Source organism: Plantibacter auratus, assembly GCF_050587365.1.
GTDB classification, from domain to species: domain Bacteria; phylum Actinomycetota; class Actinomycetes; order Actinomycetales; family Microbacteriaceae; genus Plantibacter; species Plantibacter auratus.
Genome location: NZ_JBOBFV010000003.1, coordinates 224342 through 234743, shown reverse-complemented (window position 1 = coordinate 234743; position 10402 = coordinate 224342). Strand labels below are relative to the sequence as shown.

11 protein-coding genes are annotated in these 10402 nt (G+C 70.6%); 3 read left to right on the top strand and 8 right to left on the bottom strand.

The genetic code is table 11. The features are described 5' to 3' along the window. Positions 1-14: 14 nt before the first annotated feature. A complete protein-coding gene (locus tag ACQ3HE_RS14045; RefSeq protein WP_430893193.1) occupies positions 15-779 on the top strand; it encodes a class I SAM-dependent methyltransferase in 765 nt (254 codons plus the stop codon). A gap of 169 nt (positions 780-948) precedes the next feature. Further along, positions 949-1902, top strand: coding sequence for an oxygenase MpaB family protein (locus tag ACQ3HE_RS14040; protein ID WP_430893192.1), 954 nt, complete (start codon positions 949-951; stop codon positions 1900-1902). A gap of 33 nt (positions 1903-1935) precedes the next feature. On the opposite strand, the gene ACQ3HE_RS14035 is transcribed toward ACQ3HE_RS14040, so the two are convergent. Genes ACQ3HE_RS14035 through ACQ3HE_RS14015 form a run of 5 tightly spaced genes read right to left on the bottom strand, consistent with a single transcriptional unit; the run spans position 1936 to position 6871 of the window. Then, positions 1936-2721: an ABC transporter ATP-binding protein gene (locus ACQ3HE_RS14035; protein ID WP_430893191.1), complete on the bottom strand. Its 786-nt coding sequence runs from the start codon at positions 2719-2721 to the stop codon at positions 1936-1938. After that, positions 2714-3502 carry an ABC transporter ATP-binding protein gene (locus tag ACQ3HE_RS14030; protein ID WP_430893190.1) on the bottom strand — a complete coding sequence of 263 codons (789 nt, stop codon included), beginning with the start codon at positions 3500-3502 and terminating at the stop codon, positions 2714-2716. The genes ACQ3HE_RS14035 and ACQ3HE_RS14030 overlap by 8 nt, the downstream gene beginning before the upstream one ends. Further along, positions 3499-4410 (bottom strand): ABC transporter permease, encoded by a 912-nt coding sequence (locus ACQ3HE_RS14025; protein WP_430893189.1) that lies wholly within the window; start codon positions 4408-4410, stop codon positions 3499-3501. The genes ACQ3HE_RS14030 and ACQ3HE_RS14025 overlap by 4 nt, the downstream gene beginning before the upstream one ends. Further along, the gene (locus tag ACQ3HE_RS14020) at positions 4407-5366 is read right to left on the bottom strand and encodes an ABC transporter permease (protein WP_430893188.1); all 960 of its coding nucleotides are present in this window, start codon (positions 5364-5366) and stop codon (positions 4407-4409) included. Before ACQ3HE_RS14020 ends, ACQ3HE_RS14025 begins: the two co-directional genes overlap by 4 nt. Next, complete coding sequence (locus ACQ3HE_RS14015; protein ID WP_086473978.1) at positions 5363-6871, bottom strand: ABC transporter substrate-binding protein; 1509 nt, start codon at positions 6869-6871, stop codon at positions 5363-5365. The genes ACQ3HE_RS14020 and ACQ3HE_RS14015 overlap by 4 nt, the downstream gene beginning before the upstream one ends. A gap of 272 nt (positions 6872-7143) precedes the next feature. On the opposite strand from ACQ3HE_RS14015, the gene ACQ3HE_RS14010 reads away from it, so the two are divergent. Next, positions 7144-7599 (top strand): SIP domain-containing protein, encoded by a 456-nt coding sequence (locus ACQ3HE_RS14010; protein WP_430893187.1) that lies wholly within the window; start codon positions 7144-7146, stop codon positions 7597-7599. 46 nt (positions 7600-7645) lie between these two features. Here the strand turns inward: ACQ3HE_RS14010 and ACQ3HE_RS14005 are convergent, their stop codons facing one another. Genes ACQ3HE_RS14005 through ACQ3HE_RS13995 form a run of 3 tightly spaced genes read right to left on the bottom strand, consistent with a single transcriptional unit; the run spans position 7646 to position 10325 of the window. After that, positions 7646-8056 carry a hypothetical protein gene (locus ACQ3HE_RS14005; protein WP_064295281.1) on the bottom strand — a complete coding sequence of 137 codons (411 nt, stop codon included), beginning with the start codon at positions 8054-8056 and terminating at the stop codon, positions 7646-7648. Beyond that, a complete protein-coding gene (locus tag ACQ3HE_RS14000) occupies positions 8053-9468 on the bottom strand; it encodes a dihydrolipoyl dehydrogenase family protein (RefSeq protein ID WP_430893186.1) in 1416 nt (471 codons plus the stop codon). The genes ACQ3HE_RS14005 and ACQ3HE_RS14000 overlap by 4 nt, the downstream gene beginning before the upstream one ends. Continuing rightward, positions 9465-10325, bottom strand: coding sequence for an arginase family protein (locus tag ACQ3HE_RS13995; RefSeq protein ID WP_064295283.1), 861 nt, complete (start codon positions 10323-10325; stop codon positions 9465-9467). Before ACQ3HE_RS13995 ends, ACQ3HE_RS14000 begins: the two co-directional genes overlap by 4 nt. Positions 10326-10402 lie beyond the last annotated feature (77 nt).

The following is a 10402-nucleotide window of genomic DNA, read 5'->3' as shown; positions in this document are numbered from 1 at the left end:
GCACGGAGGGGACCATGTCACGATCGTTCGACGACCTCGTCGCCGAGGCCGACGCCGCCTCGGTCGACGGGTGGGACTTCTCCTGGCTCGACGGCCGGGCCAGTGAGGAGCGCCCCTCCTGGCGGTTCTCCGAACTGCTGGGGAGACGTCTGGCCGACGTCCCGTCGTCGCTCGACCTCGAGACCGGCGGGGGAGAAGTGCTCGACACGGTGCCGGTTCTTCCGCCGCTCGCCGCCGCCACCGAGTCCTGGCCACCGAACCTCGCCCGAGCCGCCGCCCGCCTGCACCCGCGGGGCGTCGTCGTCGTTCGCACGGAGGAGGGTGCTCCACTGCCGTTCGCGGACGGCTCGTTCGCGCTCGTGTCGAGCCGGCATCCCGTCGCCGTGGACTGGAGCGACGTGGCGCGGGTGATCGCGCCAGGAGGAAGCTACCTCGCCCAGCACGTCGGACCGGCGAGCGTGTTCGAACTCGTCGAGGCCTTCCTCGGCCCGCAGCCCGAAGCCGTCCGTCGAGCACGTCACCCTGACGACGAGTCCGACGGTGCCCGCGCCGCCGGACTCGAGATCGTGGACCTGCGGACCGAACGACTGCGGATCGAGTTCCACGACGTCGGTGCGATCATCTGGTTCCTGCGCAAGGTGATCTGGATGGTGCCCGGATTCACCTCCGCGCGGTACCTCGACCGCCTGCAGGAGCTGCACCGTTCCCTGCAGGATGACGGCCCGTTCGTCGCGCACTCGTCACGAACCCTCATCGAAGCGCGCAAGCCAGCCCGGTGACCGGGCCCCTGCCGAGGCGCCCTTCGACAGGCTCAGGGACCGGGATACAGGCTCAGGGACCGGGATACAGGCTCAGGGACCGGGATAGAGGAGACGATCCCCCTACGGGTGGGGCCACCGGCATCCCGACGTAGGCTCGTCGTGACGGCGAGTGGAGGACGATCGAGTGGTGGATGTCGGCACTGGACGGCGACCGGTCTCCCGCCTGCGCACCCGCCTGCTCGCCGGGCTCCGCTCACGTATCCTCGCGGTCTTCGCGGTGGAGCAGGACCGCCCGCCGCAGTGGACGCTCGATCTCGAGGACGGCACCGACACGGGGTTCTTCACGCCCGACTCCGCGGCCTGGACGGTGCACGGCGGTGTCGAGACCATGGTCGCCGGCATCCGGGCGCTCCTCCTGCAGGCGGCCCACCCCGGGGCCCTGGCCGGCGTGCACGACTGGTCCCGGTACCGGGAGGACCCCCTCGGACGGCTCGACGGCACCATCCGTTGGATCTTCACTGTGACGTACGGCGACCGTGACACGGCGCGTCGGACGAGCGACTACGTGCTCAAGCTCCACGAACGCGTCGTCGGGGAGTACCTCGACGCCCATGGCGTGGTGCGCCCGTACGCGGCCAACGACCCGGACCTCCTGCGCTGGGTGCACCTGGCGTTCACCGACGCCTTCTTGAGCGTGCGACAGACCTGGGGCGGCCGGATCCCCGGTGGTGCGGACGCCTATGTGGCCGACTGGGCGCTCGCGGGTGAGCTCATGGGCGTCGTCGACCCGCCCCGCTCGGAGGCGGAACTGGCCAGGCAGCTGCGCGGGTACCTCGACGCCGGCGACCTGACCGGCGGCCCGCGGGTAGACGAGACCCTGGCGTTCCTCCGTCGACCGCCGCTCGACCGCTCGCTGCTCCCCGCCTACGGGATCCTCTTCGCGGGAGCCGTCGCGACGATCCCACCCGAGTACCGCCGCATCCTCGGGCTCCGCACCGCCCATCTCGGCCCGATCCCGCTGCCGGTCGTGACGGCGACCCGGGTCGTCCTGTGGATCGTGGGGCTCGTCCTGCACGGCGAGTCGCCGAGCCAGCGCGCGGCTCTGCGCCGGCATCGGCGCCTGGCGGACCCGTCGGCCTGAGGCCCTTCGACAGGCTCAGGGATCGGGGCGGTGTCAGAGGCGGGGGACCGAGGCGAGCAACTGGGTCGTGTACGGATGTGAGGGCCGACTGAGGACCTTGGCGACCGGACCCTCCTCGACGATCGCCCCGTCGCGCATCACGACCACCCGGTCGCAGAGGTGCTGCACCACGCCGATGTCGTGCGACACCAGCACGATCGCCAGCCCCAGTTCCTCGCGGAGACGGCCGAGCAGCTCGAGGATCTGCGCCCGGACGGTCACGTCGAGCGCACTGAGCGGTTCGTCGCCGACGAGGAGGCGCGGGCGGTGCACGATCGCGCGCGAAAGCGCGATGCGCTGGCGCTGACCACCCGAGAACTCATGAGGGAACCGATCAGCCGCATCGGCGTCGAGCCCGACGAGCCGGAGCACCCCTCGGACCCGGGAACGATGGTCGCCCTCGATGCCGAGCGCCGCGAGCGGCTCGGCGACGATCCGACCGACGCTCATGCGCGGGTCGAGCGACGCGTACGGGTCCTGGAACACCACGCCCGTCTGTCGACGGAACCAGTGCAGGCTCCTGGCGCTCGCCGTGGCGCTGACGGGACGGCCGTCGAACGCCACGGAACCCGAGCTCGGGGTGTCGAGCGCGAGCAGGAGCCGGACGAGGGTCGACTTGCCCGACCCCGACTCACCGATGATGCCGACGGCCTCACCGGGGGCGACGACGAGGTCGCTCGGGTGGAGCGCGACGGTGCGGCTCGGGCGCTGGAAGAGCGACTCCCGCGGGTTGGTGTAGACCCGTCCGAGCCCCTGTGCGTGGAGCAGCGGCTCAGTCATCGTCCTCGCCCTTCCAGCTCATGGTCTTCGCGGCGGCCAACAGCCGCTGCGTCACGGGCGACACCGGCATCGACAGCAGTTGGGCCACCGGCCCGGCCTCGACGACCTTCCCCTGCGCGAGCACCACGGCGCCACTGGCGATCCGGGAGAGGACCGCGAGGTCGTGGGTGATGAAGACGAGGGATGCCCCGGTCTCGCTCACGAGACGCTCGAAGAGGCCGAGGATCTCCGACTGGATGGTGACGTCGAGCGCCGTGGTCGGCTCGTCCGCGATGAGCAGGGAGGGTCCGCAGGCGAGGGCGATGGCGGCCGCGACCCGCTGGCGTTGCCCGCCCGACAGCTGGTGCGGGTATCGCCGGACGATGCGCTCGGGGTCGGGCAGACGGACCCGCGCGGCGAGTTCGACGGCCCGGTCGAACGCCTCCCGTTTCGACAGCCCCTCGTGGATGCGCAGCGGCTCGCCGATCTGGCGTCCGATGGTGCGGATCGGGTTGAGCGCCGTCCGAGGTTCCTGGAACACGATCCCGATCTCACGCCCGCGGATCCGCGCGAGTTCGCGGTCGTCGCGGCCGAGGAGTTCCTCGCCCTGCCAGCGGATGCTGCCGCTCACCGCGGCGCCGTCCGGGAGCAGTCCGAGGATCGCCAGCGCCGTCAGCGACTTCCCGGATCCGGACTCGCCGATGAGGCCGAACCGTGCGCCCGCCGGCACGCTGAAGCTCACGCCGTCGACGACCCGGCGGCCGCCGAGCGTGACGACGAGGTCCTGGACGTCGAGACTCATGCGGTCACCCCCTGGGGCGAGGTGGGGGTCGAGGCGGGTCCCCGGCGACCGAGGGTCGGATCGGTCGCGTCCCGGAGGGCGTCGCCCAGCAGGTTCAGGGCGAGGACGGTGATGGTGATGGCGAGCCCCGGCCACAGCACCGACAGCGGGTGCACGGCGAGGTAGGTCTGCAGTTCGCTGAGCATCCGACCCCAGGACGGGACACTGGAGGGGGCGCCGTAGCCGAGGTACGACAGGCCCGCCTCGGCGAGCACCGCGACCGCCATCGACCACGACAGCTGGACGATGAACACCGGTGCGACGTTCGGCAGCAGATGCCGCGTCAGGTTCCTCACCGGTCCGAGACCGGCGGCCTTGCCGGCGAGCACGTACTCGCTGTGCGAGACTCGGCGGATCTCGGGTCGGGTCACCCGGGCGATGTTCACGCCGAAGCTGATGCCCACCGCCCAGATGACGACCCACAGCGAGCCGCCGAAGACGGAGGCGATCATCATGGCGATGAGGAGGGTCGGGAACGCGATGAGGATGTCGATCAGCACCGCGACCGTCTCCCGGACCCAGCGCCGCGTGAGCGAACCGAGGGCGGCGAGGGCGACCCCGATGACCGTCGAGACGACTGCGGAACCGATCGCGACGGCCACGGTCACACGCGCGCCGACGAGCAGCAGGCTGAAGATGTCGCGTCCGACCTCGTCAGTGCCGAGCAGATGGGCCGGCGACGGAGCCAGCCACTTCGCGAACGGATCGGTGAGCTGGGGGTCGTACGGCGTCCAGAGGAAGGAGACGCCGGCACTCAGGAGGAGGAGGGCGACGACGACGAGCCCGAACACGCCGGCCGGGCCGGCCACGAGCGTGCGGAGTCCGCCTGACACCGCGCGCCGACGCGGGTGATCCTGACGGGCGGTCATGTGGTCCGCTCCTGTTCTCGGAGTCGGGGGTCTGCGAGACGGTGGACCACGTCCACGACGGCACCGATCACGAGGACCACCCCGGTGAGGACGAGGAGCTCGCCCTGCACCTTCACGAGGTCGCGGTTGCCGACGTCGGCGACGAGCATGCGCCCGATGCCGGGCAGCGTGAAGAGCTGTTCGATGATGACGCTGCCGACGATGAGCCCGGCGATCTGGAGCCCGAGCACGGTGACGACCGAGAGCGCCACGTTCGGCAGCCCGTGGCGGATGAGTGCCTGCGAACGGGTCAGCCCCTTCGCCGCCGCCGTCCGGACGTAGTCCTGGCCGATCGCGTCGAGGGCGGCGGAACGGACGAAGCGCAGCAGGACCGCGCCCTCGACGACGCCGATCGTGAGTGCCGGGAGGAGGAGGGCGCGGATCGCCGCCAGCGGATCGTTCCAGCCCGCGCGCGGGAAGCCCTGCGCCGGGAGCCAACCGAGCACGACGGCGAAGAGGAGCACGAGCATCATGCCGGCCCAGACGACCGGGACGGCGGCGAGCCCCTGCGACGCGAAGGAGATGACGACGCCCGTCGCGCGGGTTCGCCGGACGGCCGCCAACACCCCGAGCGGCACACTGAACGCGAGGGCGATGACGAGGGCCATGATGCCGAGCGGGACGGTCACCTGCGCCTTCTGGGCGAGTTCGCTGGCGACGGGGGTGCCCGTGATGAGCGAGTTCCCGAGATCGCCGCGGAGCAACCCGCCGATCCAGTCGAGGTACTGCAGGAGGACGGGCTGGCCGAGTCCCAACTGTTCACGGATCGCGGCGACCGCTTCGGGCGTCGCGTCCGTCCCTGCGATGACCTGGGCGACGTCGCCCGGGAGCACCCTGATGGTGAAGAAGATCAGGGCGCTCGCGGCGAGGAGCCCGACGAGGAGGAGTACCAGCCTCGTCAGGATGAAGCGGGTCACCCGGTCACGGCGACCTTCGCCAGGTTGATGCGCGAGTTGACCGAGTCCACGGGGAAGCCGGTCACGCCGTCGCGCACCACCGTGAGGGTGATCGCGGTGTAGAGCCAGTCGGCGGCGTTGTCCTTCGACACGAGGTACGCCGCCTCCTTGAGCTTCTGGGCTGCGACGGCCGGATCGGTCGCCGCTACGGATTCAGCATAGAGCGACTGGACCTGCGCGTTGTCGTAGCCGAAGTAGTAGTTCGGGTTCGCCCAGTTCTGGAAGTCGCGTGCCTCGACGTGGTTCACGTAGCTGAGGTCGTAGTCCTTGTTCGTGTAGACGTCGTTCAGCCAGGTCGGGAACTCGACGCTCTTGACGGTGAGGGTGACGCCGATGGCTTTGAACTCGGACACCAGGACGTTGGCCACCGAGGTTCCGTAGAAGCTCGGGATCGTGAGCGTCAGGGACAGGTTCTCCTGGCCGGCCTGGGCGAGGAGCGCCTTCGCCTGTTCCGGGTCGTACTTCACGAGCTCGCTGAGGTTCTCGTAGCCCGGATCGAGCTCGGGGATCGGTCCGTACTGTTCGACCGCGGCACCGCCGACGGCCTCGACGATCGCGGCGTGATCGATGGCGGAGCGGAGCGCCTGCCGGACGAGGGGGTCGTTCAGGGGAGCGCGCTGGTTGTTGAAGGCGAGGGTGTACTTGTCGGTCGTCTTGCCTTCGGTGATGCTGAACCCGTCGGCGCGGGTGATCTGGTCCTTGAGGTTCGCGTCGAGCGCCGTCTGCACGTCGAGTTCGCCGGCGAGGGTGGCGTTGACGGCGGAGGAGGCGTCGGGGATGTAGCTGAAGACGACCTCCTTGACCTTCGGAGCGTCGCCCCAGTACTTCGCGTTCCGGTCGAAGGTGATGCTGTCGCCCTGCTTCCAGGTCTTCAGGGTGAACGGCCCGGTGCCGTTGGCGGTCGTCGACAGGTCGTTGGTGGCGCCCGACTCCAGCACGAGTCCTGCGCGTCCGGTCAGGGTCCACAACAGGTTGGAGTCGGGCGAGGTGAGCTGCAACTGCACGGTCGAGTCGTCGACGGCCGTGATCGAGGCGACCTTCTGGAGGGCCACGTTGTCGACGAACGTCGGGTCCTGCTGCACCTGCGTGATGGAGTCGACGACGTCGGCCGCGGTCAGGGCGGCGCCGTCGTGGAAGGTCACGCCGTCGCGGAGGACGAAGGTGTAGGTGAGACCGTCGGCGCTGATGTCGTGGCTCTTCGCGAGCGTGTCGACGATCTGGTTGTCCTCGGTGCGGGACACGAGGCCCTGGTAGACGTTGTCGATGAGGATCTGGTCGAGCGCGGCGCCGGAGGTGGTGCGGATGTTGAGGTCGGAGGGCTCCAGGACGAGACCGACCCGCAGGGTCGCGTCGGCGTCGGGCGTCGGCGTCGCGGCCGGGCCTGCGCAGCCGGTGAGGACGAGGGCGGCGCCGGTGACCGCGATCGCGGCGGTGAGGAGCTGACGACGCAGCTGACGATGACGCATGGAGGTCCTTTCGGGGATGCTGGAGTGGCCGGCATCTGGAGACGCACAACCGGTTCCGGGCAGCGGGCATTCCCGCCTGGGCCGCGTGAATACTGGACCGCGTCCGGAAAGCCGCATCGCTGGGGCTCCAGCGAGCGTACCCAGTCGACGTGTGTGGTGCCAGCCACGGTGTCAGGGGGCGTCACAGAGTGATCGGATCGTGATGTGCTCCGCCGCCTTGGAAGACCCTGCGCGGGGGCCGAGGTGAGCTTAGGCTCGCCTATACTGATCGTGTGAGCTATTTCGAGGATCCGGCGGAGTTCGCCGTCGCGGACGCACGCCACGTGCTGCTCGCGGGCGACGAGTCGTCGGTCGGCGAGCTGGCGGAGGTCCTCGCGCTGCTCCCCATCTGCGCCCGCGGTCAGGTGTTCGTCGAGGTCGACGACGCCGCGTCGATCACCACCCTCGACTCGCCGGGACGCGTCGTCGTGACGTGGCTCGTCCGCGCAGCGCGTTCGGGGGAACCTGGAACGGGCAGCCGGTGCGCACGCGGTCAGGCCGTCGCACGAGCGACCCGGGCCTGGGCGAGCGAGATGCTCGACGTCGACGGACACGACGCGGCCGACTACCGCGTGTGGATCGGCGGCGAGACGGAGCACCTCACGGGCCTCCGGAACGACCTCAGGATGACGCTGGCGAGCATCGGCGCGCGTCAGCGCTCGAACTCGGTCGAGCGCGCATCGCACTGACACGACCTCGAACCGGCACGGCAGCGCACAGACGCCGCGACGCTCGTCAGCGGCGTTTCGGCAGGTAGCCTCCCGCTTCGAGGCCGGCTTCGATCTCGAAGCGGTTCCGGAGCGGATCACGACCGGCGATCGCGTACATCAGTGGGAAGAGCATGCCGTACCGCTGCCATTGCCGCTTGTGCACCGCCTCGTGTTCGAGCACCCGGGTCGACACGTTCCGGTCGGTGAGGTACACCCCGCCGACGCATGAGCCACCTCGGCCGAACGTCCACGACGGCATCCCGCGGAAGACGATCATCCCGCCCCGGCGTTCGACCGGACCGGTGCTCCAGAGTGCGCCCCAGACGAGCCCGGTGAGCGTGGCGTACCAGTACCCGATCCGGCTGAGGGGTGAGTCGAGCCACGGGCCGCCGGAACGACGGCTCCGCGGCTCATCGACGTCGCCGGGACGGGTCACGCACCGCTCCGGTAGGTCTCGAGGAGTCGCAGCCAGATCTCGCTCATCGTCGGGTAGGACGGCACCGCGTGCCAGAGGCGGTGCAGCGGCACCTCACCCACGACGGCGATCGTCGCCGCGTGGACGAGTTCGGCGACGTCCTGACCCACGAAGGTCATCCCGATGATCACGCCGCGCTCCTCGTCGACGACCATCCTCGCCTGCCCGGTGTAGCCGTCGGCGTGGAGGCTCGAGCCCGCGATGCCACCGAGGTCGTAGTCGACCACCCGGTGGTCGATCCCCGCCGCCTCGGCCTGCGCGGCAGTGAGTCCGATGGCGGCGACCTCCGGTTCGGAGAAGACGACCTGCGGCACGGCACGGTGGTCGGCGGTCGCCGCGTGGTCGCTCCACGGGCTGGTGTCGACGTCCTCGCCGTTCGCCCGTGCCGCGATGACCGCGCCCGCGGCGCGTGCCTGATACTTGCCCTGGTGCGTCAGGAGAGCCCGGTGGTTGACGTCGCCGACGGCGTAGAGCCAGTCGCTGCCGTGAGCGAGGAGCTGATCGTCGACCTCGATCCAGGCACCCGGTTCCAGGCCGACGGTCTCGAGCCCGAGGTCGTCCGTCCGTGGCGTCCGGCCGGTGGCCACGACGAGTTCCGCCGTCGTCACCGCGTCCCGGTCGTCGAACTCAAGCGTGACGGCACCGTCGGCGGCCCGCGAGACGGCGGTGGGGGACGCGTGCACGATCGTCACGCCGAGTTCACGCAGGGAGGACTCGACGAGCTCGCCGGCGAACGGCTCGGTGTTGCCGAGCAGGCCGCTGCGGGCGACGAGCGTGACGTCGACCCCGAGCGAGCGGTAGGCGGTCGCGAGCTCGACGGCGACGACGCCGCCACCGAGGAAGGCGACGGACGCTGGCAGGGTCTGGACGCTCGTGGCCTCGCGGCTCGTCCACGGCTCCACCGCCGCCAGCCCTGCGATGTCGGGCAGGAGCGCGGCGGAGCCGGTGCAGACCGCGACGGCGTGCGTCGCCGTGAGCACCGTCGTCGAGCCGTCGGCGGCCGTCACGGTGACCTCGCGTTGGCCGGTCAGGCGACCGTGCCCACGCACCAGCTCGATGCCGGCGCCCTCGAGCCACTCGACCTGGCCGTCGTCCGACCAGTCGCTCGTGAACGAGTCCCGTCGCGCGAGGACCTTAAGCGGATCGAGCGCGGTGTCCTCGGGGATGGCTCCACCCGTGCGCTTGGCGGCCCGCAGGGCGGCTCCCGAGCGGATGAGGGCCTTGGACGGCATGCAGGCCCAGTAGGAGCACTCACCGCCGACCAGTTCGCTCTCGACGATGACGACGCTCAGACCGCTCTTGTGGGCGTAGTCGGCGACGTTCTCGCCGACGGGTCCGGCTCCGATGACGACGAGATCGACGGTACGGCTCATGGGGTGACTCCTGTCGGGTTGGTGCTGTCAGGTTTCGGTTCGCGACTGATCGCGCCGATGATGCGGAGGATGGTGCCGAGGTCGTCGGCTGCGGCGTCGGGGGAGCCGGGTGAGAAGCCCGTGACCCCGGCCCCGGCGAAGCCGAATCGGGCGCGGAGGGCGGTGATGCAGTCGAGCAGGGTGCCGAGTTCGAGACCGAAGGGGACGGCCGAGCTGACGCCGGCGATGACGGCGGGGTCGAGGACGTCGACGTCCACGTGCAGGTAGACGCGGTCGGCGCCCGTCGCCTCGACGGCGGCGACCACCTCGGCGGCGCTCGTCATCACCGAGGAGACCATGGGGATGCCACGCTCCTCGATGTGGGCGAGTTCACCGTCGTCGAGGTCACGCACCCCCACGAGGACGAGTCGGGCGGGATCGAGTGGGGCCTCGGGCAGCAGCATCGCGGCGCCTTCGCCGGTCAGTGCCCGGGCGACCATGCCGCTGAACGACCCGGACGGCGAGCTGAGCGGGGTGTTGAGGTCGCCGTGGGCGTCGAACCAGACGACGGCGATGCCGGGGTCGCGTCGGAGGGCCTCACCGACCGACGCGAGTTCGACGCCGCAGTCCCCGCCGATGGTGATGACGGGCTCGTCGATCCCGACGAGCGCCTGACGTTGGAGTTCCGCGGTCGTCACGAGGGAACTGGCGCGCCGGATGTCGGTGTCGAGGGCCTCGCCGGCCTCCGTCGGCACGTGGACGAGTGTCGTGGCCGCCGTCGGCAGGTCGCCGCGGATCGCCTCGGCTCCATCGATCAACTGCATGGCCCTGGACGAGCCGGAGCCCTGCCACTGGGGGACGACGACGAACTTCGTCATGCGGTGCCTTCCTGGAGATGGTGCGAGGGGGCGAGGGCGACGGGCCCTCGGGAGGTCCCGAGGGCCCGTCGGATCGG

What these genes read in the sequence shown, in the direction of transcription:
- ACQ3HE_RS14035 (WP_430893191.1), bottom strand. Translation starts at nt 2,721, where the DNA reads ATGACTGAGCCGCTGCTCCACGCACAGGGGCTCGGACGGGTCTACACC.
- ACQ3HE_RS14015 (WP_086473978.1), bottom strand. Translation starts at nt 6,871, where the DNA reads ATGCGTCATCGTCAGCTGCGTCGTCAGCTCCTCACCGCCGCGATCGCG.
- ACQ3HE_RS14000 (WP_430893186.1), bottom strand. Translation starts at nt 9,468, where the DNA reads ATGAGCCGTACCGTCGATCTCGTCGTCATCGGAGCCGGACCCGTCGGC.
- ACQ3HE_RS14045 (WP_430893193.1), top strand. Translation starts at nt 15, where the DNA reads ATGTCACGATCGTTCGACGACCTCGTCGCCGAGGCCGACGCCGCCTCG.
- ACQ3HE_RS14025 (WP_430893189.1), bottom strand. Translation starts at nt 4,410, where the DNA reads ATGACCGCCCGTCAGGATCACCCGCGTCGGCGCGCGGTGTCAGGCGGA.
- ACQ3HE_RS14030 (WP_430893190.1), bottom strand. Translation starts at nt 3,502, where the DNA reads ATGAGTCTCGACGTCCAGGACCTCGTCGTCACGCTCGGCGGCCGCCGG.
- ACQ3HE_RS13995 (WP_064295283.1), bottom strand. Translation starts at nt 10,325, where the DNA reads ATGACGAAGTTCGTCGTCGTCCCCCAGTGGCAGGGCTCCGGCTCGTCC.